This is a genomic window from Pseudomonas putida NBRC 14164, assembly GCF_000412675.1.
Lineage (GTDB): Bacteria > Pseudomonadota > Gammaproteobacteria > Pseudomonadales > Pseudomonadaceae > Aquipseudomonas > Aquipseudomonas putida.
The window spans coordinates 759,289-784,171 of record NC_021505.1; the positions used below are offsets into that span (position 1 = coordinate 759,289).

Here is a 24,883-nt window from a genome sequence, read left to right on the forward strand (position 1 = left end):
ACGCTTGCAAGTGACGGGTGTGACCGGCTGGTGCCCCGCAACCCAAGGGAACATGGAGCGCCCTATGCGTCCTCTGGCCGTGCCCCTGTTGTTGCTGCCTTGGGCGTTTTTGGCCCATGCCGAGTCGTTGCCGGGTTTTCTCGACAGCCATGAGTATGAACGGCGCTTGCCCGACACCAACCTGCCGGTAGACGCCTATCGGCCCGCCAGCCCCAATCTGCGAATGCCCCGGCCAAACGCCGAAAGCCAGGCCTGGGCACCTGCGGATACGCGCATGGTGCTGCACAAGGTGCGTTTCGAAGGCGGTACGGTGTTCCCCTTGAGCGACTTGCGCGAGCACTACCAGCCGTTGATCGGGCACAGCATCACATTAGGCGAGCTGCAGCAGTACACCGAGCGCCTGACCGAGCGCTACCGGCAGGACGGTTACCTGCTTTCCTACGCCTACCTGCCACCTCAGGATGTGGCCGAAGGCCGGGTGAATGTGGTGCTGGTCGAAGGTTACATCCGGGATTACCGCGTGGAGGGCGACATCGGCCCGGCGGGTGGCTATTTGCAGCAGCTGCTGACGCAACTGGAAGCCGAACGCCCGCTGACACGTGAAACCCTGGAGCGCTACCTGGGGCTCGCCGAACGCCTGCCGGGTGTGTCGATTGAGGCTGAGCTGGCGATGGCGCAAACCGCTGACGGTGCCGCCCGCTTGACCGTGCGTGCGCAGCGCAAGCCGTTCAGTGCCGCTGTTACCCTGGCCGATTCCAGTCGCGACGATGCGCAGGCACTGCTGACGGCCACCAGCAATGCCCAGACCCGCTTTGCCGAACAGTTCAAGGCGAGCCTGCTGCTGCCTCCGGGGGATGACCAGGTGCATTACCAGCGGCTGGACTACAGCCAGTACCTGGACGCTGCCGGCAGCCAGTTGCTGCTGTCGGCTTCGCGCTACCGCAGTGATCCGGGCACGCGCATACGCCTGGATGATGGCCGTGACATGACCCGCGAGCGGGACAGTGAACGCTATGCAGTGGGCCTGCGCCAGCCAGTGGTTGTCAGGCCGAACGAATGGATGGCGGTGCAGGGGCACCTGTATGCGGTCAGCGAGCACGTCGAAGACCAACTGGACGGGGAGCCTTCACTACGGGACTACGACACTTCCGTGCGCGCGCTGTCCTTCGAGGGCGACTGGCGCAAAGTGGAAGGTGGCCGCCTGCGTATTGTCAGTGCCGGGGTTTACCAGGGGCTGGATTACCTGGGCGCGCGTAGCGATGCTGACTACGATCTGGATTTCCTGCGGTTGCGGCTTTCCGGACTGCAGAGTGACACGCTGGCTGGCAACTGGCAGGGGGTGGCGTCGGGCGCGTTGTACTGGAGTGATGACCGGCTGCCCGACAGCGAACGGGCGGGCTTTGGTGGGCTGCATTTTGGCCGTGGCTACCCGCGTGATCAGGCGGACGGGGACAAGGGGTGGGGTGTGGCTTACGAACTGAACTACAGCCTGCGAGGTAACGGGCTGGCGCTGGTTCAGCCCTATGCGGCAGTGGATGTGGCGCAGGCCTGGCATAACCGGGGGCCTGTGGACGATGCCCACCTGGCTTCCGCGGCACTTGGCGTACGGTTGGGGGATGGGCGCTACCTCAACGTTGCGCTGGAGGTGGCGAAGCCTTTGGCGGATGTGGCGTTGGATAGCCTGGACCGTGGCCCCCGGCTAATCCTGAGTTTGGGTTTTCAAATGTAGGGGGCTGCAAAGCAGCCCCGGCAATCTCCAGCCAAACCCCTCAATGGGTAGTAAACCTCAGATGCACCGGCGACGAGCTGGGCGTCAGCGCCAATGCCAGCTGGGTACGGTTGTGCATGTGGGTCAATCGCAACACTTGCGACACATACAGCTTGACGGTGTTTTCGGTAATGCCCAGCTCACAGGCGATCTGGTAATTGGTCTTGCCCTTGCTCACCAGCCGCGCCACTTCCAGTTGGCGTGGCGACAGCTTCTCGAAGGCAGCTGGCAGCTCGCTTTCGCTCTCTTCCACATCGGTGGCACGGCGGTGGGTACCTTGGCCACGGGCTTTTTCCAGGTCCTGGTACAGTTCGTCCACCGAGTCGGCCAGGTCCTGCAAGCGCTGGTTCAACCCGCCAAGGGCGCGGAAGTTGCGCTGGCGTTCTTGCAGGGCCTCTTCCTGGCGGCGCACGCCCTCCAGCAGTTCGTCGAGGTTCATGGGCTTCTGGTAATAATCGGCAAACCCTTCGCGCAGGGCGCGGATCACGTCCTGTTTGTCCGCACGCCCGGTCAGCATGATGGCTTCAAACATACGTGGCCCGGTGACTTCCTTGAGGGCGCGAACCAGCTCGATGCCATCACGCTCAGGCATGTGCAGGTCGCAGATGATCAAGCCGATGGCCTCGTCGGCCAGGTAGCGCTGGATGGCTTCGTCGGTCGAATGGGCTGGCAGGCAGTGGTAGCCCTGGGTTTCGAGAAACTCACACAACTGTTCGACGATGACTGGTTGGTCATCGACCACCAATAGCTTCATTTCACTGAATGGTCTGGACACGATCAACTCCCTGTTCGTATACCGCCCTGCTCCCGTGCCAGACACGCTGGCAGCTTAAAAATAGTCGCACTTTTTGGATATGTACAAGTTGCAAGTTATGTACAACCCATAGGACCACAGGAGTGATTATTGGATCCATACCGCCGTTAGAAGAAAACCTGCTAACACGTAGGGTACGAATGCCTGTTTGTCGCCCATTTCTTCGGTCAGGGCCTGCAAACGCTTTTTCACCTTGGGGTTGAGCAGTGTCCACAGGCGCCGACGGGTGAGCAGCCACACCAGCACACTGACACCGGCGCCAATAAAGGTGCCGAGCACGTAATGCGGGCTGGTCGCCAAGGCCAGTGCGCCCATCAGCTTGACGTCGTCGGCACCGAAGCGGCCGAGCATGTAGCCGGGCAGTGTAAGCAGCATGACGATGGCCAGTGCCCAGCCGGCATCACTGGCATCGGCGCCGATCCAGCTGTGGCCGGTGGCGAACAGCCAGAACAGGGCGCCGGCAGCCACGCCCAGGGTCAGCAGATCGGATATCTGGCGTTGACGCACATCCTGTTCGGAGCACAAGGCAAGCCACAGCAGGAGAACAATGCTTTGCATTGGCAGGTCGCCTTTCCCAAATGTTGAACACATCTACCCGGTCAGTCAGGTTTCCTTAAGTGAAGATAGACAAGAACCTGCGCACGAGTGGGCAGGAAAGGGAAAAAGGCGTGGCTGGAATGGATTTTGTCGTAGCTGTCACAGACCTGGCAGGTGGTGCAGCCGTGTTCAGAATCGCGATCTCTGTGGGAGCGGGTTCACCCGCGAACACCGGCGGAGCCGGTGCCATGCACCGTGTCGCTTGCTTCGCGGATGAACCCGCTCCCACAGAGTCCGCGGCGTCTATAAAAGCCGCGTTTGAATGTTACTTCTTGCTACCCGGGGGATAGTTGGCCAGCACCTTGGTCACGGTATTGTGGATGGCGCTGTTGCGTTCTTCCGGGCTTGGCGGGTAGTTGTTCATGATCTGCTCGGCACTGCCTCGCCAGACCAGCTTGCCGTCACGCCCGTCGAACATGTCGATCTGGATGGTGGCGACCTTGTAGTCGACACTGCGGGTTTCGTTGTACATCGGGCCGCCCCAGTAGCCGCCCCAGTAACCACCCCAACCACCGCCGTAGTTGGTGGTGATCTGCTGCTGGCGCTGCTCGACAATCAGGTACGCGCGCACGCCCAGGTCAGGCCGCGCGCCAGCCTGGACCGGGCGCAGGCCGCGCTGGTCGAGCTGGTCGGCGACCGCTTGGCGGATGCGCTGTTCGGTGAGGTCGCTTTTGATGCGGGGGTCGTCCGGGCGATATTGCAGGCCCGGCTCCTGCCACGCCCAGCTCCGGTAGGCGGCAAAATCGCGGCTGGCATCGAAGTCCTGCTGGACATTGTTGCTGGAGCAGGCGGCGAGCAATAACGCGAACGACAGTAGAACGAGGCGGCGCAACATGGTGGTTCTCCGTTAAACGTTAACTGGGAGGATAGCCGCTGAGCGCCTTGTGCACAGAATCGCGCAGGGCGCTTTCGCGTTCACGCGGCGAGTCCTTGTCGCTGCCGCTTTCGGCGCTGGCGCTCCACACCGGCTGGCCGCTGCGGGCGTCGTACAGGTCGATGCGCACCACCATCACCTCCACCTCGTAGGTGCGCACGATGGGCACGCTGGCATAGCCCCCGTAGCCATGGCGATAGCCGCCATAACCGACACCACCGTAGGGATAGGGGCCGTAGTACGGGTCGTAGGTGTCGTAGTCACGCACTTGGCGCAAGCGTTTTTCCAGGCGCATGTCGGCGCTGACCAGCAAATCGCCGGAAGCCCCCCGGGCAGGGCGTAGGCCATGCTGGTCGAGTGCGCCGCTGACGGCATCGGCCAGTTGCGCCGGGTCGGCATTGGCCGAGCCGCTGGGCAACTGGCCGTTGCGCCAGCTCCAGCTGCGGTAGTGCCCGTAATCCCGGGCGGGCGCGGGGTAGGCACTGGCGTCGAAGGTGGTGGCCGCCTGGGCGGGGGCCGGGGGCAGCGGGCGGCTGCTGGCCACATACGGGTTGCTGCCCTGGCAGGCAGCCAAGGCAAACGGCAGCAGGGCCAGGCACAACAGACGGTACGGCATGTATTCCTCCCGGCGGGCGGGTCAACGGGGGCGGCAGACCCAGTGCAGATAGCGGCCAAGCCCGGCGAAGCCGGGGTGGCGGCGGTAGGCCAGTTCCATTTCCAGCAGGTCGAGCAGCTCGGCCTTGGCTTGGAACTCTTTGGGCATGTAATCGTGGAACACCCGCACACCACTCTCGGTTTCAACCTGCCACATAGGATCAAGTTGCGCCTTGAGCTCGCGTGGATCAAGCGGTTTCTGTGGGGTCAGGCTCTGCTTTTCACCTTCCAGCCGGTTGCTGCGCAATTTGCGGAAATGGCCCTTGAGCAGATTGCGATAGACCAGCGCGTCGCGGTTGTAGAAGGCCAGTGACAGCCACCCGGAAGGGGCCGTGAGCTGGTGCAGCACGGGCAGGATGCTTTCGGGCTCTGACAGCCATTCGAGCACGGCATGGCACAGCACCAGGTCGTAGGGCTCGGTCAGTTGGCCAAGCAGGTCTTGCCAGGGTGCCTGGATGAACGTGGCGGTCTGGCCGGCCTCGGCAAAGCGCGCCCGGGCGCCGTCGAGCATGGGGGCGGCAGGCTCGGCCAGGGTCAGATGGTGGCCACGCTGGGCCAGCCACAAGGCCATGTGCCCCAGCCCGGCGCCGATGTCGAGGATGCGCAGCGGGCGATCGGGCAGCGCCTCGGCCAGGTCGGCCTGCAGTACGGCCAGGCGGATCGCGCCCTTGGCGCCGCCGTAGATCTTCTCGGCAAAGCGGGTGGCCAGCTCATCGAAGTGACGGTCGTTCATCGGGCGAAGCGCCTCTCGCTGTCGGCCAGCTTGGCCCGCACCACCTGGTCCATGTCCAGGCCCAGCTCGCTGCACAGCAGCAGCAGGTAGAGCACCACATCACCGACTTCCTGGCCGGCGTGGGCGAGTTTGTCGGCAGGTAGCTGGCGAGATTGGTCTTCGCTCAGCCACTGGAAGATTTCCACCAGCTCGGCCATTTCGACGCTGGCGGCCATGGCCAGGTTCTTCGGGCTGTGGAAGCCGCGCCAGTCATTGTTGTCGCGAATCTGGTGCAGGCGTTGGGTGATTTCTTGCAGGTTCATCGGGGGTCTCCTAATGCTGCATAGCTTCGGCCCAGGCCCGACGCAAAGCAAGGGGCCGCTTTGCGGCCCATCGCGACGCAAGGCCGCTCCCACAACCGCGCTGACATCAAGGCTGACGCAGTCGCTGTGGGAGCGGCCTTGTGTCGCGAAAAGGCTGCGCAGCAGCCTCACGATTCAAAGGGGAGCCCAGCGCCCGACCATATGCAGCACCCCGCCATGCCCATCCAGCCGCAACGCACCCTCAGGCCCCGCCTCACTGGCACTGAGTACCACCTCCGACGGCAACCGCACCGGTTTGCGGAAATCCACTTCAAAGGCGTAGCCGCTGTGCGGCAGGTGCCCACGCAGTGCCGCCAGGGCCATGGCCTTGCTCCACATGCCATGGGCAATGGCCGTGGGGAAGCCGAACAGCCGCGCGCTGGTGGCGCTGAGGTGGATAGGGTTGTAGTCCCCGCACACCTTGGCATAACGTCGGCCAATATCACTGTCGGCGTACCAGCGGGTGGCCTCGGGCAATGGCTCCGGTTCATCGTCGGCTGGCTCGCCTGCCTGGCCCTCCAGCTTCAGCCCGCGCACCAGCATGCGGCTGGTCTCCCGCCAGAGCAGGCCAATGCCGTCGTCTGCCTCGGTAACCAGGTCGAAGGTGCCGCCCTTGGCATGTGCCTGAAGGTTGTGCGCATACACCGCAAAGCGCAGCCCTTCGAGCCCGCCAAGCGGCCGCAGCACCTCGATGCGGTTGTGCAGGTGCACCAGGCCGAGCAGCGGGAAAGGGAAGTTGGGCGCGGTCATCAGCTGCAACTGCAGCGTGAATGCCATGACGTGGGGATAAGTGCCTGGCAGGCGGCCATCGTCGGTAAAGTGGCAAAGCCGTCTATAAGCTGCCAGGTTGCCCGGCTTAACCGGGATGAAACAGCGCAGGCCATCGTCCGGCAAGCGGTCACCGCTGATGCTGCGCTTGCTGGCTGCACGCAGGTACAGGCTGGCGCGGGCAGCCGGGCTTTGCAGGTCGTGCCAGTTTCTGCTCATGTTCACGCTCCCATCAAGGCCTGGCCGCACACACGCAGCACCTGGCCGTTGACTGCCCCGGAGCCTGGCTGGCTGAGCCAGGCGATGGCCTCGGCGACGTCCTGCGGGCGGCCGCCCTGGCCCAGCGAGCTCAAGCGCCGCCCGGCCTCGCGCAGGCCCATGGGCATGGCCGCGGTCATGTGGGTTTCGATGAAACCGGGGGCGACAGCGTTGATGCTGCCGCCGTGTTCGGCGAGCCGGGGCGCCCATGCTTGGGCCAGGCCGATCAACCCGGCCTTGCTCGCGGCGTAGTTGGCCTGCCCGCGGTTGCCGGCGATGCCGCTGACCGAGGCCAGCAGGGTAATGCGCGCGTTTTCGCCCAGTGCGCCGTTGTCGTACAGCGCCTGGGTCAGTACTTGCGGTGCCTTGAGGTTGACCGCCATGACCGCGTCCCAGTATTCCGGGGTCATGTTGGCCAAGGTCTTGTCGCGGGTGATGCCGGCGTTGTGCACCACGATGTCGATGCCGTCGGGCAGGGCGGCGAGCAGTTGCGTTGCCGCATCGCTGGCGCAGATATCCAGAGGCAGCGCTTTGCCACCCAAACGTGCGGCGAGGGCGTCGAGGTCCTGGCTGGCCTGTGGCACATCGAGCAGCAGCACATCGGCGCCGTCCCGCGCCAGGGTTTCGGCGATCGCGGCGCCGATGCCGCGTGCCGCACCCGTGACCAGGGCGCGGCGGCCAGCCAGCGGGCGGGTCCAGTCGCCTACCTGGCTGGTGCAGGCTTCCAGGCGCAGTACCTGGCCAGAAATGAAGGCACTCTTGGGCGAGAGGAAGAACCGCAAGGCGCCTTCCAGCTGGTCTTCGGCACCGGGCGCGACATACAGCAGCTGGGCAGTCGCGCCATTGAGCAGCTCTTTTGCCAGCGAGCGGCTGAAGCCTTCAAGGGCCCGTTGGGCAACGCTGGCCAATGGGGCCTCGAGGCTTTCCGGCGCGCGCCCCAGCACCACGACATGGGCGCTCGGGGCCAGGCTGCGCAGCAGTGGCTGGAAAAATTCGCGCAACTGCTTCAGCGCATCGCTGTCGGACAGATGACTGGCATCGAACACCACGGCTTTGATTTTCGGCCCCAGGCCGGCCACCCAGGCTTCGGCCTGCAGGTGGTTGGCATTGAAGCTGTAAAGCGCGTCGGTCAGGCGCGGGGCGATGGCTTCGACCTGGCCTGCCAGCGGCCCGCCCCCCAGTACCAGGGCCCCTTCGACCGGGCGCAGGCGGCCGGCTTGCCAGCGCTCCAGCGGCGCCGGGCGTGGCAGGCCGAGGGCATCCACGAGGCGGCGGCCGAGGTTGGAGTTGGCAAAACCGAGGTAGCGATCGCTCATGAGTGGGTCTCCGCAAAAGGCAAGCTTGAAAGTGTGGACCAACTTTGTGGCAAGGTCGTTCGAATGCGGTAAAAACACCTAGGCTGTACGGATCAAATTGTTTCAGGAGGAACAAGCACATGCGTTCACCTCGCCGGGTCGCGATCTTGGGCGGCAACCGAATCCCCTTTGCCCGCTCCAATGGCGCCTACGCCACGGCCAGCAACCAGGCGATGCTCACGGTCGCCCTTGAGGGCCTGATCGAACGTTATCGCCTGCATGGGTTACGGCTGGGGGAGGTGGTGGCTGGCGCGGTGCTCAAGCACTCACGTGACATGAACCTTACCCGCGAATGTGTGCTGGGTTCGCGCCTGTCGCCGCAGACCCCGGCGTATGACATCCAGCAAGCCTGCGGTACTGGGCTGGAAGCTGCGCTGCTGGTGGCCAACAAGATTGCCCTGGGGCAGATCGACTGCGGTGTTGCCGGCGGCGTGGATACCACTTCCGATGCACCGATTGCCGTCAACGAAGGCCTGCGCCACATCCTGTTGCAGGCCAACCGTGGCAAAAGCCTGGGCGAGCGACTCAAGCCTTTCCTCAAGCTGCGGCCTCACCATCTGAAACCCGAGTTACCACGCAACGGCGAACCGCGCACGGGCTTGTCGATGGGCGAGCATTGCGAGCGCATGGCCCAGACCTGGCGCATTAGCCGTGCAGAGCAGGACGAGCTGGCGTTGCTCAGCCACCAGAAGCTGGTCGCCGCGTATGCCGAGGGTTGGCAGGAAGACTTGCTGACGCCGTTTTTGTCGCTGACACGGGACAACAACCTGCGCCCGGACCTGAGCCTTGAGCAGTTGGCCAGGCTCAAGCCCGCCTTCGACCGCAGTGGCCAGGGCACGCTGACGGCGGGTAATTCCACACCACTCACCGACGGGGCCTCGGTGGTGTTGCTGGGCACTGAAGAATGGGCTGCGCAGCAGGGGCTTCAGGTGCTGGCTTACCTGGTCGATGGCGAAACCGCTGCGGTGGATTTCGTCACCGGCCGCGAAGGGCTGTTGATGGCCCCGGTGTATGCCGTGCCACGCTTGCTGGCGCGCAATGGCCTGACCCTGCAGGACTTCGATTACTACGAGATCCATGAAGCCTTTGCTGCCCAGGTGCTGTGCACCCTCAAGGCCTGGGAAGATGCCGACTATTGCCGCGAGCGGTTGGGGCTGGATGCGCCGTTTGGGGCGATTGACCGCAGCAAGCTCAACGTCAAGGGCAGCTCGCTGGCAGCTGGGCACCCGTTCGCCGCGACCGGGGGGCGGATATTGGCCAACCTGGCCAAGTTGCTGGCCACGGCGGGGAAGGGGCGTGGGCTGATTTCGATTTGTGCGGCGGGTGGGCAGGGGGTGACCGTTATCGTCGAGCGTTGATTTTCTGCAATACCGCGTTGCCTGCTTCGCGGGTAAACCCGCTCCCACAGGACAGCGCAGATGTCCCCGTGATGGCCACCAGCTGTTAGGCTTGTCTGCTCAGAACTACAAGAAGCCGCCATGCCGATCATCGGACATCCTCGCGCTATTCCTGCGCTGGACCATTTGCCCAGGCCCCTCTATGCCCGTGCCGAAAGCCTCGGTGCTGGCTCCTGGACCACCCGCCACCAGCACGACTGGGTGCAGTTTTCCTACGCCATCAGCGGCGTACTGGCCGTGTACACCCGGGACGGCAGTTACTTTGCCCCACCCCAGTGGGGTGTGTGGATCCCTGCCGATGCCGAACACGAAGTGCTGACCTCGATGCAGGCCGAGATGCGCAGCCTGTATGTGCGCCGCGATGCCTGCCCATGGGCACCAGAGCAATGCCGGGTGCTGGAGGTGACGCCACTGGCACGCGAGCTGATCAAGCAGTTCTGCCTGTTCCCGGCGGACTACCCGGAATATGACAGTGCCGAGGCGCGTCTGGTGGCGGTGCTGCTCGACCAGTTGCGCACCTTGCCGGAAGTCGGGTTTTCGCTGCCGTTGCCACGTCACCCTGGGTTGCTGGCCCTGTGCAACGGCTTGATCGCCGCACCGGACCAGTCCCAGACCTTGCAGCAATGGGCACGGGAGCTGGGGTGTTCGGAGAAGACGCTGATGCGGATGTTCCAGCGCGAGACCGGGTTGAGCTTTCGCAACTGGCGGCAGCGCATGCGGCTGTTGTCGTCACTGGCGTTGCTGGAGGCGGGGGAGAATGTGACCGAGGCGGCGTTGGGGTGTGGGTATGACTCCACCTCGGCTTACATTGCCGCATTCAAGCAGCTGTTCGGGGCTACCCCTGGCGAGTTGAAACTCTAGGCATTGTCTGCCTGTACCGGCCCTATCGCCGGCAAGCCAGCTCCCACAGGACCCCGCTGCCCTCAGGGTTTGCAGTCCCTGTGGGAGCTGGCTTGCCGGCGATAGGGTCGGGACAGGCAGTGCATCAATCAGGTGCGGAACCTGCGCACCAGCGAATCCAGCTCATTGGACAGCCCAGCCAGGCTCTCGGAGTCCTGGCGCGCCGCCTGGGCCAGTTCGGCCACCAGCTGCGCATCCCCGTGAATCTGGCTGATATGCCGGTTGATGTCCTCGGCCACCTGGTGCTGCTCCTCGGCCGCCGTGGCGATCTGCGTGTTCATGTCGCGGATCACATCCACCGACTCACGGATTTGCCCGAAGCTGTCGCGGGCCAGGCCGATACGGCTTACCGACTGCTGCGACACTTCCAGGCTGGCATGCATCTGATCGGCCACTTCAGCCGTGCGGCTGGCCAGGTTGCCCAGCAGGCCGTCGATTTCTGCAGTGGAGTCGGCTGTGCGCTTGGCCAGGGCCCGCACTTCGTCGGCCACCACGGCAAAACCACGGCCCTGCTCACCGGCACGGGCTGCTTCGATGGCCGCGTTGAGGGCCAGCAGGTTGGTCTGTTCGGCAATTGAGCGGATGGTGCCGAGGATCGACTGGATAGCGTTGCTGTCACGCTCCAGCTGCTGGATCGACTGCGCGGACTGTTCGATCTCGTGGCTCAGGCGGTCGACGCTTTGTACGGCGGCGTCGATCTGCTGCTGGCCCTCGCGTGCTTGCTGCTGACCGCTGTCGGCCGACTGCGCCGCCTGGCTACAGGAACGGGCCACTTCGTTGGCGGTGGCGACCATTTCGTGGAAGGCGGTGGACACCATGTCCACCGCTTCGCGCTGGCGGCCAGCGGCTTCGGCCATGTCGCTGGAAACGCGGGTCGAGCTGCTGGAAGTGCTGAGGATTTTGCCGGCAGCAGCGCCGATGTGCTGGATCAGGCTGCGAATGGCGCCGAGGAACTGGTTGAACCAGCTGGCCAGTTGCGCGGTTTCGTCGCGGCCACGGATTTCCAGGTTGCGGGTCAGGTCACCCTCGCCTTGGGCAATGTCCTCCAGGCCGCTGGTGACGCTATTGATCGGGCGCACGATCAGCTTGGCGAAGCCTGCACCGACCACTGCGAACAGCGCGGCCAGCACCACGGCAATGCCGCCGATCAGCCAGGTCAGCCGGGTGGTGGTCTGCATCACTTCGCTTTGTTCGATCAGGCCGATGAAGGTCCAGCCCAGTTGCTCATCGGGGTAGACGTTGGCCATGTAGCGCACGCCATTGAGCTCGACCTCGACCAGGCCTTTGCCGGCCTTGGCCAGCGCGGCATAGCCGTCGCCAAAGCTGGCCAGCTGCTTGAAATTGTGAGCGGCGTCGCGTGGGTCGACCATGACGTTGCCGTTGCTTTCCACCAGCATCAGGTAGCCGCTTTCACCCAGCTTGATCTGTTTGACGATCTCGGTCAGGCCTTTGAGCGACACGTCGATGTTGACCACGCCGCCGGGGTTGCCCAACTGGTTGGCCACGGCGCGCACGGTGCTGACCAGTACCGCGTCGTCGGCCGCCCAGTAGTAGGCGCCGGTACGCACGGTCTTGCCCGGGTTGGCCATGGCCAGTTGGTACCAGGGGCGGGTGCGTGGGTCGTAATTGACGAACTTCTGCCCGGCCGGCCAGCCGGTGTAGCCGCCGTCGTTCACCCCGTAGGACAGGTAGGCATAGGACGGATGCGCGTTGGCCAGGCGGGTCATGAAGTCGAGGAGCTTGCCGGCCTGCTCGCCCAGTTCGTAGGACGGCGCGGCGCTCATGTACTTGTTCAGCTCGCTGCCGGTGGCGGCGACCATTGGCTGCGAAGCCATGTACTCGACGTTCTGGTTGATGCCCTGGAAGAAGATGTTCATCGCGTTGCTGACCTGGCGGATTTCCCGGCTGCTACCGTCGAGGAATCCGTCGCGGGCTTCGCCGCGCAGGTTGAGGACCACCAGGGTGGCCACGAGGACGATGGGCAAGCCGGCGATGACCGCGAATGCCCAGGTCAGTTTCTGTTTGATGCTCATCGACGCTCCCGGAATTTTTATTGTCGACCCACGAGGCAGGTAGCCAGTGCATCGGCAGCATCCGGGTTTTATGTAGGAAAACGCCCGTATTTATTGGATAAAGTCGCGGTTGGTGACTATTCGGTCGCGTTTGGACGCTTTTGGCATACCAAACGCGGGTGACCGATCAGTGACAGCAACTTCCAGCGGCACCGTTGGCCAGGTCCTTGAGGATCGGGCAGTCCGGGCGGTCGTCCCCCTGGCAATGCGAAACCAGCTCGCCAAGGGTGTCGCGCAGGCTCACCAGTTCCTCGATACGCCGGTTCAGTTCATCGATGTGCTGCATGGCCAGCGCCTTCACATCGGCGCTGGCACGCTGGCGGTCTTGCCACAGGGTCAGCAGCTTGCCGACCTCTTCCAGGGAAAAGCCCAGGTCGCGGGAGCGCTTGATGAAGGCCAGGCTGTGCAAGTCTTCTGCCTGGTACAGGCGGTAGCCGCTGTCGCTGCGCGTGGCAGGTTTGAGCAGGCCGATGGATTCGTAATAACGGATCATCTTGGTGCTAAGCCCGCTGCGGCGGGCGGCCTGGCCGATGTTCATGGCGCTTCCTCGTTGGTGCTGGTGGGTTTCCACGCCTTGAGCCACAGCGCGTTGCTGACCACGCTGACGCTGGACAGGGCCATGGCGGCGCCGGCCAGTACCGGGTTGAGGTAACCCAGCGCGGCCAGCGGGATGCCGATCAGGTTATAGATGAACGCCCAGAACAGGTTCTGGCGGATTTTGGCGTAGGTCTTGCGGCTGATTTCCAGGGCCGCCGGCACCAGGCGCGGGTCGCCACGCATCAGGGTGATGCCGGCGGCCTGCATGGCCACGTCGGTGCCGCCACCCATGGCAATGCCGATATCGGCTGCCGCCAGGGCCGGGGCGTCGTTGATGCCATCGCCAACCATGGCGACCACGCCATCCAGCTTGAGCGCGGCCACGGTGGCGGCCTTGTCGGCCGGCAGCACTTCGGCATGCACATCGTCGATGCCCAGGGCGTCGGCCACCACTTTGGCGCTGCCGCGGTTGTCGCCGGTCAGCAGGTGGCTGCTGATGTGCTGTGCGTGCAGGGTATTTATGGCTTGCGCGGCGCCGGGCTTGAGGCTGTCACCAAAGGCGAACAGGCCCAGCACACGGGGTTGCGTGCCGCGTTCGATCAGCCACGACAGGGTGCGCCCCTCGGCTTCCCAGGCCTGGGCCTTGGCGGCCAGGTCACCAGGTTGCAGGGCGCTTTCGTCGAGCAGGCGGCGGTTGCCCAGGGCCAACTCGCGGCCCTCTACACATCCGGCGATGCCGCGCCCGGTCAGCGACTGGCTGTCGGTAACGCTTGGCACGTCCAGCTTCTGTTCGGCGCAGGCATCCAGCACCGCCTTGGCCAGTGGGTGCTCACTGCCGCGCTGCAGGGCGCCGGCCAGGCGGTGCAGGTCGGCGCTGTTGCCCAATTGCGCCTGGCTGTGGACAACCCGCGGGCTGCCAGAGGTCAGCGTGCCGGTCTTGTCGAAGACCACGCGGTTGACCGCATGGGCACGCTCCAGGGCTTCGGCGTCCTTGATCAGGATACCGTGGCGGGCGGCAACCCCGGTGCCGGCCATGATTGCTGCAGGCGTGGCCAGGCCGAGGGCACAGGGGCAGGCGATGACCAACACGGCAACGGCGTTGATCAGTGCGGTTTCCAACGGTGCGCCGGCCAGCCACCAGCCGATCAGGGTGATCAGGGCCAGTACCAGCACGGCCGGGACAAACACTTGGCTGACCCGGTCGACCAGCTTCTGGATCGGCGCCTTGGCGGCCTGGGCGTCTTCCACCAGGCGGATGATACGGGCCAGCACGGTTTCGGTGCCCAGCGCCTGGGTGCGCACCAGCAATCGGCCTTCGCCATTGATGGCACCACCGGTAACACTGTCGCCGGGTTGCTTGGGCACCGGCAGGCTCTCGCCGCTGATCAGGGCTTCATCGGCATGGCTGCTGCCGTCTTCGACCACACCGTCTACCGGGAAACGCTCGCCGGGCTTGACCAGCACCAGGTCGCCCAGGCGCAACTGCGCGATGGCCACGTCTTGCTCCTGGCCGTCGACTACACGCAGGGCGCGTTCCGGGCGCAGTGCCTCAAGGGCGCGAATGGCGCTGGCGGTCTGGCGCTTGGCACGGCTTTCCAGGTACTTGCCCAGCAACACCAGGGCAATCACCACGGCCGAGGCTTCAAAGTACAGGTGTGGGGCCATGCCGGCAGGGGCCTGCGCCCACTGGTACAGGCTCAAGCCGTAGCCAGCGCTGGTGCCTAGCGCCACCAGCAGGTCCATGTTGCCGGCACCGGCGCGCACGGCCTTCCAGGCGGCTACGTAGAAGCGGGCGCCAAGAATGAACTGCACCGGTGTGGCCAGCAGGAACTGCGCCCATGCAGGCAACATCCAGTGCAGGCCGAATGGCTGCACCAGCATCGGCAATACCAGTGGCAGGGCCAACAGCAAGGCTGCGCCGACCGCCAGGCGCTCGTTGCGCAGGCGGCGCTGGGCAGCGCTTTGGTCGCCGTTTGCCGTTTGCGGCAGGCTGGCGCTGTAGCCGGCCTTGTGCACGGTGTCGATCAGCAGGTTGTCATCAACGGCTGCCAGCACTTCAAGGTGCGCGCGTTCGCTGGCAAGGTTGACGCTGACCTGCTCAACACCCGGCAGCTTCCCCAAGGCGCGCTCTACGCGGCCGACGCAGCTGGCGCAGGTCATGCCGCCAATCTGCAGTTCGACGGTACGGGTGGGCACGCCGTAGCCGGCTTCGCGCACGGCATCGACCAGGGCGGGCAGGCTGTTGGCCGGGGCCTGGACCCGGGCCTGTTCGGTGGCGAGGTTGACGCTGACCTGTTCAGCGCCGGTGACCTTGCGCAAGGCGCGTTCGACCCGGCCGGCACAGCTGGCGCAGGTCATGCCGGAGATCGGCAGGTCATACGTGGTGGATGCGGGCATGGCTCTCCTCCTTGGACAGGCCTCCAGCATCAACCTTGCCATGCAGGTAAGGTCAATAGCCCAGGCCGGCTCGCTTCAACTCCAGCCCATAATGCCCCATGGCGATGCGGTATTTGTTGATCTGGCCCGCCTGCAGGTTCAAGCGTGTGCTGCGTTGGTCTTCGACGCCCGCTGCGCAGCCTGGCATCTGCCCTGGCAAAAGGCGCAGGCGCACATCCACCGGGCCGGGCGGCAGGTTGAACGAGGTGGATTGCTCCTGGAACACACGCCCGGAAAGCTGATCGTTGAGGTAGACGCCAATTTCGCAGTTGGTGGCCACTTCCAGGCGTTCCCGGGAAATGATCAGTACGCTGTAGTCCGAATTGCCCTCGGCACTGGCCGGTGGCACCGCAGCCAGCGCGCTCAATAGCCCGACGACGCCCAATGCTGCCCTGAACATGAAAAGTCTCCTGCTTGCCTGATCGTCAAACGCGAAGCTTGGCCGACGCGGGCGCGGATTTCCACCCCAGGTGTTGCTGGCAGGTCTTGACCTTGCCCCGATGGCAAGCTTGAGACTCGTTGAAAACCTGAAGGAGGCAACCCCCATGCAAGTGTTCAATGTACAAGGCATGACCTGCGGCCATTGCGTGAAAGCCGTGACCCGCGCGGTGCAGGAGCAGGATGCAGCGGCCAAGGTCGAGATCGACCTGGCAGCCAGGCAGGTACGGGTGCAGAGTGAACTGGGGCAGGAGCAGATCCTTACGGCCATTCGTGATGAAGGTTATCAGGCCGAACTCGCCTGAAGACTTGGCAGTGGGAGACTCACCTGTGGGAGCGGGCGTGCCCGCGAATACGCGTAGCCGGTGCCATCCACCGCGTTGCCTGATTCGCGGGCACGCCCGCCCCCAGAGGGACCACGGCAATTTTCAGGTTTCGAGCCAGGCAGTTGTCCCCGCAAGGCCCAGGTTTGTTGCAAATGTTTTCATACCGATAGTGGCCACAGCAGGTAGAATCAATCACTTGCTTAGCCTGCTATGGATTCCTGATGAACCTGCGAATGGTGCTCATCCTGGGCGCACTCAGTGCGTTCGGGCCCTTGGCGATCGACTTCTACCTGCCCGCCTTCCCGGCCATGGCGCAGGCGTTCGCCACCGATGAAAAACACATCCAGGCCACTTTGGCCGCCTACTTCCTCGGCCTGTCCATCGGCCAGTTGGCCTATGGCCCGGTAGCCGACCGCTTTGGCCGGCGCATACCGCTGATGTTCGGGGTGACCCTGTTCACCTTGGCGTCGCTGGCCTGTGCCTACGCCCCCAACCTCGACACCCTGGTACTGGCGCGCTTCGTCCAGGCACTGGGCGGTTGTGCCGGCATGGTGCTGTCGCGGGCCATCGTCAGCGACAAGTGCGACCCGGTGGCCTCGGCCAAGGTGTTTTCGCAACTGATGCTGGTCATGGGCCTGGCGCCGATCCTGGCACCGATGCTGGGCGGGGTGCTGGTGAACCTGGCAGGCTGGCAGTCGATCTTCCTGGCCTTGAGCCTGTTCAGTGCCGGCTGCCTGCTGGCGGTCAGCCTTGGCCTGCCGGAAAGCCTGCCTGAGCACATGCCGCGTCAGCCGCTGTCTGGCGCTTTGCGCCAATACCTGCGTTTGCTTGCAGACCGGGTGTTCCTTGGCCATGCCTTGACCGGTGGTATCGCCATTGCCGGCATGTTTGCCTACATCGCCGGTTCGCCTTTCGTGTTCATCAAGCTCTATGACGTGCCGGCCGAGCACTACGGGTGGCTGTTCGGTACCAACGCCGCCGGCTTCATCCTGGTGGCACAGGTGAATGCACGTCTACTGGCCAAGCGTGGCCCGGCGTTCCTGCTGGCGCGCGGGGTGTGGGTGTACCTGGCGGCAGGCCTGGCGCTGTTGGGCGTGGCAGCCTTGCAGCCGACACAGTTGTGGCCGCTGCTGGTACCGCTGTTCATCTGCATCGCCAGCCTGGGCTGCATCATCCCCAACGCCTCTGCCTGCGCCATGAGCGGGCAGGGCGCACGCGCTGGCAGCGCCTCGGCACTGATGGGCTGCCTGCAGTTCAGCGTCGCCGCAGGTGCGGCGGCGCTGGTCGGCCTGCTGCATGATGGCAGTGCGGTGCCGATGGCGACGGTGATCAGCTTGTGCGGTGCACTGGCGGTCAGTGTCGCGCTGCTGACCCGACGCTTGCAGGCCAGGCGTCCCGCATAAGCGGGTGAGGTGCCTGCAGGCGGGTTTCGAGCGTGGCGACGAAGGCCCGCGCCTCGGCCTCGCTGCGGAAACTGACCACGTGTTGATCGAGCTGGACCTGCCAGGGGCAGGCAGGGTTTCGGCTCGATGCACTGACGACAATTTTCATCGCGGCAAACCTCCAGAAGGGGGAGCCGCTCAAGTGTAGCGCCGCCCCTCGTGGCTGCCACGGGCTGCATCAGTGTCCTGACTGACGGTCGACAGGCGCATTTCCTCTCCCTGTTTCCCGCTTTGGGCGTAATGCCCGCAAACCCGCAGAACCTTCGCTTCGTTGCGCGCTATTTGCGGAACATGGCTGTGGGCCGTATCTGAAATTGCAGCCGGTCTTTTTTCATCAAGATGTTTCTACGCCGCTGTACGCGTATATCGGACCTTTGGTTGACCGGGTTCCGGGCAGTTTTCCGAGGCTGTTTCACTGTTTGAAGGGTAGGCATACCCAGTGTTTTTTCGCCGCAGGTATGTCGGCAGGTGAGCGTCTGAACGGCGTTTGCTGCGGCCTATACTGGCGACCCAGGCCAGTGACAGCGAGAGGTGCTTCCCTGCCAGGGTTGGCCCATCGCATCCACACCGTGAACTTGCAGGGAGTTACAGGGATATGAACGCAGCCAGCAGTATCAGCCAGATTGCCAGCCTGATGGCCGACCCGAAGCGCAGTGCCATGTTGTGGGCATTGATCGACGGCACGCCACGCCTGGCCAATGAGCTCGCGATAATGACCGGCCTGACTTCGTCATCGGCCTGCGCGCACCTTTCGTTGCTGTCGTCGGCCGGGTTGCTCAGGCATGAAGCACGTGGCCGCAAGCGCTATTTCCGCCTGGCGACACCGCAGGTCGGGGCCGCCGTGGAGGCCTTGGCCAGCGTCCAGCTGGAGGGCGCCAGGGGGGAGCAGGCCAAGGCGCCGGTATCACCGTTGCCCATGTCGATGCGCCGCGCACGTCGTTGTGGCGATCACCTGGGTGGGGAGCTGGCCAGTGAGCTGTACCATCGCGTGGTGGTGGCCGGCTGGCTGGAAGGCAGCGGCCGACAGTTGATGGTAAGTGACGAGGGGCGGGCGCAGTTGGCGCTTTTCGGGGTCTACATCGATGCCCTGGCGCCACACCAGCAACGTGGTTGCGTGATCTGCCGTTGCACCGAGTGGAACGATCAGGCCCCGCACCTGGGTGGCGTACTGGGCCAGGCCTTGTTCAGGCTGTTTCTGCAATCTGGCTGGATGCGCGAGGCCGAGGACACGCGGGCATTGCATATCTCGGCGCTGGGTATCCAGCAGATCAATCGCATAGCCCGCGTGGCGACGTTGCAGGTCGGCTGAGCGCAACGGCGTCGGTCAATCAGACCAGCCGGGCATCCAGGCTGTTCTGCGCCAGCCGACGGGCCTGGTCTTCGGTCATGCCCAGGTGGGTGTGCAGGGCGTGGAAGTTTTCCGTCACGTAGCCGCCGAAGTAGGCCGGGTCGTCCGAGTTGACCGTAACCTTCACGCCGCGTTCGAGCATGTCCAGGATGTTGTGCCGGCTCATGTGGTCGAACACGCAGAGCTTGGTGTTGGACAGCGGGCACACGGTGAGCGGGATCTGCTCATCGATGATGCGTTGCATCAGGCGCTCGTCCTCGATGGCGCGTACGCCGTGGTCGATACGCTTGATCTGCAACAGGTCGAGCGCTTCCCAGATGTACTCGGGCGGGCCTTCTTCGCCGGCATGGGCAACGGCAACAAAGCCTTCGCTGCGGGCCCGGTCGAACACGCGCTTGAACTTGCTTGGCGGGTGACCCATTTCCGAGCTGTCCAGGCCGACGGCGATGAACGCGTCGCGGAACGGCAGGGCCTGGTCGAGGGTTTTTTGCGCTTCCTCTTCACTGAGGTGGCGCAGGAAGCTGAGGATCAGGCCACTGCTGATGCCCAGTTGCTTGCGGCCGTCGTTCAGCGCCTGGTTGATGCCATTGAGCACCACTTCGAAAGGGATGCCGCGGTCGGTGTGGGTTTGCGGGTCAAAGAACGGTTCGGTGTGGATCACGTTCTGGGCTTTGCAGCGTTGCAGGTAGGCCCAGGTCAGGTCGTAGAAGTCCTGCTCGGTACGCAGCACATCCGCGCCCTGGTAATACAGGTCGAGGAACTCCTGCAGGTTGTTGAAGGCATAGGCACCGCGCAGGGTCTCCACATCGGCCCAGGGCAGGGCGATCTTGTTGCGCTCGGCCAGGGCGAACAGCAGCTCGGGCTCCAGCGAGCCTTCCAGGTGCAGGTGCAGTTCGGCCTTGGGCAGGGCGTTCAACCAGTCATACATAGTGGGGCATCTCAATCAGGTACGGTTGCCGCCATTCTACAGGGCCTGGCCGGGCATTGCGCCCGGCCAGGCTGCGACCCGGTGGATCACCAGACCAAGGGTTCGCCCTTGTAGTTGATGAAGCGCAGGCCGCCGTTGCCGCTTTGTGCGTTGATCTGGTCGAGCATGCCGCGGGTGCTGGTGAACACGTCGATTTCGGCGTTTTCGCCGCCCATGTCGGTTTTCACCCAGCCCGGGTGCATGGCCAGCACGCACAGGTCGGGGCGCTGTTGTTCAACCACGAAGCTGTTGATCATCGAGTTGAGCGCTGCCTTGCTGGCCTTGTACAGGCAAATTTCGCCCCCGTCGGGGATGGTTACGCTGCCCAGGATCGAACTCATGAAGGCCAGCACGCCGCTGCCCTCGCGCACCTGGCCGACCAGGCGGCGGGCCACGCGGATGGGCGACACGGCATTGGTCATGAACAGGTCGCCGATGTCCTTGTTCTGAACCGTCTCCAGGTCTTGCGGCAGGGGGCCCATGACGCCCGCATTGACGAATACCAGGTCGAACACCTGGCCTTGCAGGCGTTGTTTCAGCCCATCGAGTTGGGCGGTGTCGTTCATTTCCAGCTGTTCGATGCGCACGCCGGGCACGTCCGCCAGGGCACCGGGTTGCTGGGGGTTGCGCACGGTGGCAACGATATTCCAGCCGTCTTCGTTCAGGCGTTGCACCAGGCCCAGGCCAAGCCCGCGCGAGGCGCCGATGATAAGTGCGGTTTTTGCATTAGCCATGTGAACGCGCTCCGTGGTCGGTGAAAGAGAAAGGTAGTTGAGAATAATCCACAGCGGCACTCACTGCCTTGCCGTTGGCTGTATAAAAAACGATCAACTGCGCCGGGGCCTTGCCCGGCCGGGCGCTTCGCCTGTTGGCGCACGGGTTATCCACAGGCTGATCCACAGTTATTGTGTGCAAGCCTACGACCTTGCAAGGCGCCCCGCCTGGCCGCGTGTTGGGGATAACTCGTGAGCTTTCAGCAGTTTGCGGCTGTCATCAAACAGTGATCAAAATATGATCAAAGCTCTGGAGGCCATGAAAACAGTAGCTTGCAAGCGACTGCCCCAAGCTTATCCACAGGCGGGCCCACAGTTGTTGTGGGCAATGTTCAGCATGCTTCGAGCAGGATGCGCCCGCGGCTCAGGTCGGCCAGTTGCTGCTGCAGTGGCGCCCTGTGGGCATCACCAAGCGCGATCAGCAGGTCTACGCCATTGGCGGTGAACTGTTCATCCAGTACCAGGCCGTCCACCTCCGCCAGCCGCAGTTTAACCAACGCAAGTTCGCTGAAACTGCAGCTGCAGGTGAATTCGCTGCGCTGCACCAGCAGCCGCTTGGGTGCCTGTTGCAGGCACTTGTTGGCGCCGCCGCCATAGGCCCTCGCCAGGCCGCCGGTACCCAGCTGGATACCGCCGTACCAGCGGATCACCAGCACCACGACCTGGTCGCAGTCCTGCGCTTCGATGGCTGCCAGGATCGGCCGGCCTGCGGTGCCGCCGGGTTCGCCGTCATCGTTGCTGCGGTACTGCCCGCCGAGCTTCCAGGCCCAGCAGTTGTGGGTGGCGGCCAGGTCGCTGTGGCGTTCGATAAAGCTCATCGCATCGGCGGCACTGCTGATCGGCCCGGCGAGGGTGATGAAGCGGCTCTTGCGGATGTCCTCGCGGTATTCGCAGAGGTCGAGCAGGGTAGAAGGCATAAATGACGGTTACACAGCGGGCTTGATGCCGCAGCCTTTCAGAATGATGTGGATAAGGTTGTTGCTTGCGTCTTCCATGTCCTGCTTGGTCAGGCGGCTGCGGCCGGTAACCTGGCAGATCTGGGTAGCGAAGTCGGCGTAGTGCTGGGTGCTGCCCCAAAGCAGGAAGATCAGGTGCACCGGGTCGACCGGGTCCATCTTGCCGGCTTCGATCCAGGCCTGGAACACGGCAGCCCGGCCGCGGAACCACTCGCGGTAGTCAGCACTGAAATATTCGGTCAGGCAGGTGCCACCGCTGATTACTTCCATGGCGAAAATCCGCGAGGCCTGCGGGTTGCGGCGCGAGAACTCCATCTTGGTGCGGATGTACTGGCTCAGCGCTTCACCGGGGTCGTCCTCGACGCTCAAGGCGTTGAAGGTACTGTCCCACAACTCGATGATGTTGCTGAGCACGGCAATGTACAGGCCCAGCTTGTTGGTGAAGTAGTAGTGCAGGTTGGCCTTGGGCAATTCCGCCTTCAGGGCGATGGTGTTCATGCTGGTGCCCTTGAACCCATGGCGAGCGAACTCGTCCTCGGCGGCCTGGATAATGGCCTGTTCGTTTTTCTGGCGGATGCGGCCCGCGGGCTTGCCCGAGGCGGAGAGGCGGTGCGCAGGGACTTCTAGGGTCATGGACGATTCCGTACGGGTCAGTGGCTGCGGCTGTCGGACAAGATTACCTGCCTGCGCCGAAGTGACAAGCGTTTGCGGCACAGACTGGCATCAACGTGTCGCAGCCAGGCTGTCGAGGAAGCTTTCCAGTACCAGATTGGGCCGCCTGCCCTTACGCGTTACCCAGCTCAGGCTCAGGTCATAGAAGCGCTGTTGGGGCTTGAGGGCGCGCAAGCGGCCTTGCTGCACCCACAACGTGGCGTAGTGGTCGGGCAGGTAGCCAATGTAGCGCCCGGTGAGGATGAGAAACGCCATGCCTTCGCGGTCCGAAGCACTGGCCGTGCAGTTCAGCGCCTGGTAATGGGCCTGGATGTCGGCGGGCAGGCGGAATGTGGGGGTGATGGCTTCCTGGCTGTTGAGGCGGTCGTCGTCGACCTGCTGGTCATCGGCATAGAACAGCGGGTGGCCGACCGCGCAGTACAACAGCGAGCGTTCGCTGTACAACGGCTGGTACTCAAGGCCCGACAGCGGGCTGGTCTGAGGTACCACACCAACATGCAGGCTGCCGTCGAGCACGCCGTGTTCGACCTGGCTGGGGGCGATCATGCGGATCTGTATACGCACATCGGGCCCGCGGTCCTTGAGTTCGGCCAGGGCATGGGTGATGCGCATGTGCGGCAGGGTGACCAGGTTGTCGGTCAGGCCAATGTTCAACTCGCCACGCAAGTGCTGGTGCAGGCCGTTGACCTCGGTGCGGAAACTTTCCAGGGCGCTGAGCAGTTGCAGTGCCGAATGGTAGACCTCGCGGCCTTCCTCGGTCAGCGAGAAACCGGCGCGGCCACGTTGGCACAGGCGCAGGCCAAGGCGTTGCTCCAGGTCGTTCATTTGCTGGCTGATGGCCGAGCGGCCAATGCCCAGCACGTTCTCGGCGGCCGAAAAGCCACCGCACTCGACCACGCTGCGGTAGATCTTCAGCAGGCGGATGTCGAAATCGCTGACTTGGGCGAGTGGATCGGGGCGTCGGCTCATCAGTTTAGTCACGGCCTGTCTGAAGATTAGAAATGTTGGCTTTTTCAGACTTTATCGCCGTGCCAATTTAGCTGCAACAACATACATCGTTGCCTAATCGTCTTTCGAGGAACCGCCGATGAACATGCCCGAAACCGCTCCCGCCGGTATCGCCAGCCAGCTCAAGCTGGATGCCCACTGGATGCCTTACACCGCCAACCGCAACTTCCACCGCGACCCACGGTTGATCGTGGCGGCCGAAGGCAACTACCTGGTCGATGACCAGGGGCGCAAGATCTTTGATGCGCTGTCTGGCCTGTGGACCTGCGGCGCCGGGCACACCCGCAAGGAAATTACCGATGCGGTCACCCGTCAGCTGAGTACCCTGGACTATTCCCCGGCGTTCCAGTTTGGCCATCCGCTGTCGTTCCAGCTGGCGGAAAAGATTGCTGATCTGGTTCCAGGCGATCTGAACCACGTCTTTTATACCAACTCCGGTTCCGAGTGCGCCGACACCGCGCTGAAGATGGTGCGTGCCTACTGGCGCTTGAAAGGCCAGGCGACCAAGACCAAGATCATCGGCCGTGCCCGCGGCTACCATGGCGTGAACATCGCCGGTACCAGCCTGGGTGGGGTGAACGGTAACCGCAAGATGTTCGGCCAGTTGCTGGATGTCGACCACCTGCCTCACACCGTGCTGCCGGTGAACGCCTTCTCCAAGGGCATGCCGGAGGAGGGCGGTATTGCCCTGGCTGACGAAATGCTCAAGCTGATCGAGCTGCACGATGCCTCCAACATCGCTGCGGTGATCGTCGAGCCGCTGGCGGGGTCTGCCGGTGTACTGCCGCCGCCTAAGGGTTACCTGAAGCGCCTGCGTGAAATCTGCACCCAGCACAACATCCTGCTGATCTTCGACGAAGTGATCACCGGCTTTGGCCGCATGGGCGCGATGACCGGTGCTGAAGCCTTCGGCGTCACCCCGGACCTGATGTGCATCGCCAAGCAGGTAACCAACGGCGCCATCCCGATGGGCGCGGTGATTGCCAGCAGTGAGATCTACCACACCTTCATGAACCAGCCGACGCCGGAATACGCCGTGGAATTCCCGCACGGCTACACCTATTCGGCCCACCCGGTGGCCTGCGCCGCCGGTATCGCCGCGCTGGACCTGCTGCAGAAGGAAAACCTGGTGCAGTCCGCCGCCGAGCTGGCGCCGCACTTCGAGAAGCTGCTGCACGGCGTGAAGGGCACCAAGAACGTTGTCGATATCCGTAACTACGGCCTGGCCGGCGCCATCCAGATCGCCGCCCGTGACGGTGATGCCATCGTCCGCCCGTACGAAGTGGCGATGAAATTGTGGAAGGCAGGCTTCTATGTACGCTTCGGTGGCGACACCCTGCAGTTCGGCCCAACGTTCAACACCACGCCGCAGGAACTGGATCGCTTGTTCGACGCCGTCGGCGAAAACCTGAACCTGATCGACTGATCTTTCCGATTTCGATGCCAGGC

Annotated in this window: 25 protein-coding genes and 1 pseudogene; 7 read left to right on the forward strand and 19 right to left on the reverse strand. The window is 63.9% G+C overall.

Features of this window, described 5'->3' with window-relative positions; genetic code table 11:
* Positions 1-64: 64 nt before the first annotated feature.
* On the forward strand, positions 65-1,729 hold the full coding sequence (locus PP4_RS03300; RefSeq protein WP_016497868.1) for a ShlB/FhaC/HecB family hemolysin secretion/activation protein: 1,665 nt from the start codon (positions 65-67) through the stop codon (positions 1,727-1,729).
* Positions 1,730-1,769: 40 nt separating this feature from the next.
* On the opposite strand, the gene PP4_RS03305 is transcribed toward PP4_RS03300, so the two are convergent.
* The 8 genes from PP4_RS03305 to PP4_RS03340 form a co-directional block, all read right to left on the reverse strand.
* Positions 1,770-2,543, reverse strand: a complete 774-nt coding sequence (locus tag PP4_RS03305) for a response regulator transcription factor (protein ID WP_016497869.1) — start codon at positions 2,541-2,543, stop codon at positions 1,770-1,772.
* A gap of 126 nt (positions 2,544-2,669) precedes the next feature.
* On the reverse strand, positions 2,670-3,140 hold the full coding sequence (locus PP4_RS03310) for an A24 family peptidase (protein ID WP_016497870.1): 471 nt from the start codon (positions 3,138-3,140) through the stop codon (positions 2,670-2,672).
* Positions 3,141-3,444: 304 nt separating this feature from the next.
* Positions 3,445-4,014, reverse strand: a complete 570-nt coding sequence (locus tag PP4_RS03315; protein WP_016497872.1) for a DUF4136 domain-containing protein — start codon at positions 4,012-4,014, stop codon at positions 3,445-3,447.
* A gap of 19 nt (positions 4,015-4,033) precedes the next feature.
* Positions 4,034-4,669 (reverse strand): DUF4136 domain-containing protein, encoded by a 636-nt coding sequence (locus PP4_RS03320; RefSeq protein ID WP_016497873.1) that lies wholly within the window; start codon positions 4,667-4,669, stop codon positions 4,034-4,036.
* A gap of 21 nt (positions 4,670-4,690) precedes the next feature.
* Complete coding sequence (locus PP4_RS03325; protein ID WP_016497874.1) at positions 4,691-5,440, reverse strand: methyltransferase domain-containing protein; 750 nt, start codon at positions 5,438-5,440, stop codon at positions 4,691-4,693.
* Positions 5,437-5,742: a MazG-like family protein gene (locus tag PP4_RS03330; RefSeq protein ID WP_016497875.1), complete on the reverse strand. Its 306-nt coding sequence runs from the start codon at positions 5,740-5,742 to the stop codon at positions 5,437-5,439. Before PP4_RS03330 ends, PP4_RS03325 begins: the two co-directional genes overlap by 4 nt.
* Before the next feature lie 174 nt (positions 5,743-5,916).
* Positions 5,917-6,768: a MaoC family dehydratase gene (locus PP4_RS03335; RefSeq protein WP_016497876.1), complete on the reverse strand. Its 852-nt coding sequence runs from the start codon at positions 6,766-6,768 to the stop codon at positions 5,917-5,919.
* A gap of 2 nt (positions 6,769-6,770) precedes the next feature.
* Positions 6,771-8,123, reverse strand: coding sequence for a 3-oxoacyl-ACP reductase (locus PP4_RS03340; RefSeq protein WP_016497877.1), 1,353 nt, complete (start codon positions 8,121-8,123; stop codon positions 6,771-6,773).
* A 119-nt stretch (positions 8,124-8,242) separates the two neighbouring features.
* Here PP4_RS03340 and PP4_RS03345 point away from each other — a divergent pair, with 119 nt between their 5' ends.
* Positions 8,243-9,520 carry an acetyl-CoA C-acetyltransferase gene (locus tag PP4_RS03345; RefSeq protein WP_016497878.1) on the forward strand — a complete coding sequence of 426 codons (1,278 nt, stop codon included), beginning with the start codon at positions 8,243-8,245 and terminating at the stop codon, positions 9,518-9,520.
* A gap of 120 nt (positions 9,521-9,640) precedes the next feature.
* On the forward strand, positions 9,641-10,420 hold the full coding sequence (locus PP4_RS03350; RefSeq protein WP_016497879.1) for an AraC family transcriptional regulator: 780 nt from the start codon (positions 9,641-9,643) through the stop codon (positions 10,418-10,420).
* A gap of 128 nt (positions 10,421-10,548) precedes the next feature.
* Here PP4_RS03350 and PP4_RS29775 read toward each other — a convergent pair whose 3' ends face one another.
* The 5 genes and pseudogenes from PP4_RS29775 to PP4_RS03370 all read right to left on the reverse strand — a co-directional run bounded on the left by PP4_RS29775 (position 10,549) and on the right by PP4_RS03370 (position 15,904).
* Complete coding sequence (locus PP4_RS29775) at positions 10,549-11,316, reverse strand: methyl-accepting chemotaxis protein (RefSeq protein ID WP_370529840.1); 768 nt, start codon at positions 11,314-11,316, stop codon at positions 10,549-10,551.
* A gap of 90 nt (positions 11,317-11,406) precedes the next feature.
* Positions 11,407-12,492, reverse strand: a pseudogene (locus tag PP4_RS29780) (HAMP domain-containing protein); the annotation flags it as partial.
* A gap of 166 nt (positions 12,493-12,658) precedes the next feature.
* Complete coding sequence (cueR, locus tag PP4_RS03360; RefSeq protein ID WP_016497881.1) at positions 12,659-13,069, reverse strand: Cu(I)-responsive transcriptional regulator; 411 nt, start codon at positions 13,067-13,069, stop codon at positions 12,659-12,661.
* Entirely contained in the window at positions 13,066-15,465 is a 2,400-nt protein-coding gene (locus PP4_RS03365; protein ID WP_016497882.1) for a heavy metal translocating P-type ATPase, read from the reverse strand. Before PP4_RS03365 ends, cueR begins: the two co-directional genes overlap by 4 nt.
* A gap of 52 nt (positions 15,466-15,517) precedes the next feature.
* On the reverse strand, positions 15,518-15,904 hold the full coding sequence (locus tag PP4_RS03370) for a hypothetical protein (RefSeq protein WP_016497883.1): 387 nt from the start codon (positions 15,902-15,904) through the stop codon (positions 15,518-15,520).
* Positions 15,905-16,049: 145 nt separating this feature from the next.
* On the opposite strand from PP4_RS03370, the gene PP4_RS03375 reads away from it, so the two are divergent.
* Both PP4_RS03375 and PP4_RS03380 read left to right on the forward strand, forming a co-directional pair.
* Positions 16,050-16,247 (forward strand): heavy-metal-associated domain-containing protein, encoded by a 198-nt coding sequence (locus PP4_RS03375; protein ID WP_016497884.1) that lies wholly within the window; start codon positions 16,050-16,052, stop codon positions 16,245-16,247.
* Positions 16,248-16,489: 242 nt separating this feature from the next.
* Positions 16,490-17,671: a multidrug effflux MFS transporter gene (locus tag PP4_RS03380; RefSeq protein ID WP_016497885.1), complete on the forward strand. Its 1,182-nt coding sequence runs from the start codon at positions 16,490-16,492 to the stop codon at positions 17,669-17,671.
* Here PP4_RS03380 and PP4_RS29470 read toward each other — a convergent pair.
* On the reverse strand, positions 17,622-17,819 hold the full coding sequence (locus PP4_RS29470; protein ID WP_080642756.1) for a hypothetical protein: 198 nt from the start codon (positions 17,817-17,819) through the stop codon (positions 17,622-17,624). The genes PP4_RS03380 and PP4_RS29470 overlap by 50 nt on opposite strands.
* Positions 17,820-18,305: 486 nt before the next feature.
* On the opposite strand from PP4_RS29470, the gene PP4_RS03385 reads away from it, so the two are divergent.
* On the forward strand, positions 18,306-19,019 hold the full coding sequence (locus tag PP4_RS03385) for an ArsR/SmtB family transcription factor (RefSeq protein WP_016497886.1): 714 nt from the start codon (positions 18,306-18,308) through the stop codon (positions 19,017-19,019).
* Between the two features lie 19 nt (positions 19,020-19,038).
* Here the strand turns inward: PP4_RS03385 and PP4_RS03390 are convergent, their stop codons facing one another.
* From PP4_RS03390 to PP4_RS03410, 5 genes are all read right to left on the reverse strand, one after another.
* On the reverse strand, positions 19,039-19,986 hold the full coding sequence (locus tag PP4_RS03390) for an adenosine deaminase (RefSeq protein ID WP_016497887.1): 948 nt from the start codon (positions 19,984-19,986) through the stop codon (positions 19,039-19,041).
* Between the two features lie 86 nt (positions 19,987-20,072).
* Entirely contained in the window at positions 20,073-20,759 is a 687-nt protein-coding gene (locus PP4_RS03395; RefSeq protein WP_016497888.1) for an SDR family oxidoreductase, read from the reverse strand.
* A gap of 371 nt (positions 20,760-21,130) precedes the next feature.
* Positions 21,131-21,715 carry an IMPACT family protein gene (locus PP4_RS03400; RefSeq protein ID WP_016497889.1) on the reverse strand — a complete coding sequence of 195 codons (585 nt, stop codon included), beginning with the start codon at positions 21,713-21,715 and terminating at the stop codon, positions 21,131-21,133.
* 9 nt (positions 21,716-21,724) lie between these two features.
* On the reverse strand, positions 21,725-22,387 hold the full coding sequence (locus tag PP4_RS03405) for a TetR/AcrR family transcriptional regulator (RefSeq protein ID WP_016497890.1): 663 nt from the start codon (positions 22,385-22,387) through the stop codon (positions 21,725-21,727).
* A 90-nt stretch (positions 22,388-22,477) separates the two neighbouring features.
* Positions 22,478-23,398, reverse strand: a complete 921-nt coding sequence (locus PP4_RS03410) for a LysR family transcriptional regulator (protein WP_172488781.1) — start codon at positions 23,396-23,398, stop codon at positions 22,478-22,480.
* A 115-nt stretch (positions 23,399-23,513) separates the two neighbouring features.
* Here PP4_RS03410 and PP4_RS03415 point away from each other — a divergent pair, with 115 nt between their 5' ends.
* On the forward strand, positions 23,514-24,860 hold the full coding sequence (locus tag PP4_RS03415) for an aspartate aminotransferase family protein (protein ID WP_016497892.1): 1,347 nt from the start codon (positions 23,514-23,516) through the stop codon (positions 24,858-24,860).
* Positions 24,861-24,883 lie beyond the last annotated feature (23 nt).

Bases quoted from the DNA above. Each gene is read 5' to 3' on its own strand.
- PP4_RS03400 (WP_016497889.1), bottom strand. From the start codon at position 21,715: ATGCCTTCTACCCTGCTCGACCTCTGCGAATACCGCGAGGACATCCGC.
- PP4_RS03415 (WP_016497892.1), top strand. From the start codon at position 23,514: ATGAACATGCCCGAAACCGCTCCCGCCGGTATCGCCAGCCAGCTCAAG.
- PP4_RS03375 (WP_016497884.1), top strand. From the start codon at position 16,050: ATGCAAGTGTTCAATGTACAAGGCATGACCTGCGGCCATTGCGTGAAA.
- PP4_RS03405 (WP_016497890.1), bottom strand. From the start codon at position 22,387: ATGACCCTAGAAGTCCCTGCGCACCGCCTCTCCGCCTCGGGCAAGCCC.
- PP4_RS03395 (WP_016497888.1), bottom strand. From the start codon at position 20,759: ATGGCTAATGCAAAAACCGCACTTATCATCGGCGCCTCGCGCGGGCTT.
- PP4_RS03390 (WP_016497887.1), bottom strand. From the start codon at position 19,986: ATGTATGACTGGTTGAACGCCCTGCCCAAGGCCGAACTGCACCTGCAC.
- PP4_RS03315 (WP_016497872.1), bottom strand. From the start codon at position 4,014: ATGTTGCGCCGCCTCGTTCTACTGTCGTTCGCGTTATTGCTCGCCGCC.
- PP4_RS03345 (WP_016497878.1), top strand. From the start codon at position 8,243: ATGCGTTCACCTCGCCGGGTCGCGATCTTGGGCGGCAACCGAATCCCC.
- PP4_RS03300 (WP_016497868.1), top strand. From the start codon at position 65: ATGCGTCCTCTGGCCGTGCCCCTGTTGTTGCTGCCTTGGGCGTTTTTG.
- PP4_RS29775 (WP_370529840.1), bottom strand. From the start codon at position 11,316: ATGGCCGAAGCCGCTGGCCGCCAGCGCGAAGCGGTGGACATGGTGTCC.
- PP4_RS03385 (WP_016497886.1), top strand. From the start codon at position 18,306: ATGAACGCAGCCAGCAGTATCAGCCAGATTGCCAGCCTGATGGCCGAC.
- PP4_RS03310 (WP_016497870.1), bottom strand. From the start codon at position 3,140: ATGCAAAGCATTGTTCTCCTGCTGTGGCTTGCCTTGTGCTCCGAACAG.
- PP4_RS03340 (WP_016497877.1), bottom strand. From the start codon at position 8,123: ATGAGCGATCGCTACCTCGGTTTTGCCAACTCCAACCTCGGCCGCCGC.
- PP4_RS03370 (WP_016497883.1), bottom strand. From the start codon at position 15,904: ATGTTCAGGGCAGCATTGGGCGTCGTCGGGCTATTGAGCGCGCTGGCT.
- cueR (WP_016497881.1), bottom strand. From the start codon at position 13,069: ATGAACATCGGCCAGGCCGCCCGCCGCAGCGGGCTTAGCACCAAGATG.
- PP4_RS03380 (WP_016497885.1), top strand. From the start codon at position 16,490: ATGAACCTGCGAATGGTGCTCATCCTGGGCGCACTCAGTGCGTTCGGG.
- PP4_RS03350 (WP_016497879.1), top strand. From the start codon at position 9,641: ATGCCGATCATCGGACATCCTCGCGCTATTCCTGCGCTGGACCATTTG.
- PP4_RS03330 (WP_016497875.1), bottom strand. From the start codon at position 5,742: ATGAACCTGCAAGAAATCACCCAACGCCTGCACCAGATTCGCGACAAC.
- PP4_RS29470 (WP_080642756.1), bottom strand. From the start codon at position 17,819: ATGAAAATTGTCGTCAGTGCATCGAGCCGAAACCCTGCCTGCCCCTGG.
- PP4_RS03365 (WP_016497882.1), bottom strand. From the start codon at position 15,465: ATGCCCGCATCCACCACGTATGACCTGCCGATCTCCGGCATGACCTGC.
- PP4_RS03335 (WP_016497876.1), bottom strand. From the start codon at position 6,768: ATGAGCAGAAACTGGCACGACCTGCAAAGCCCGGCTGCCCGCGCCAGC.
- PP4_RS03325 (WP_016497874.1), bottom strand. From the start codon at position 5,440: ATGAACGACCGTCACTTCGATGAGCTGGCCACCCGCTTTGCCGAGAAG.
- PP4_RS03320 (WP_016497873.1), bottom strand. From the start codon at position 4,669: ATGCCGTACCGTCTGTTGTGCCTGGCCCTGCTGCCGTTTGCCTTGGCT.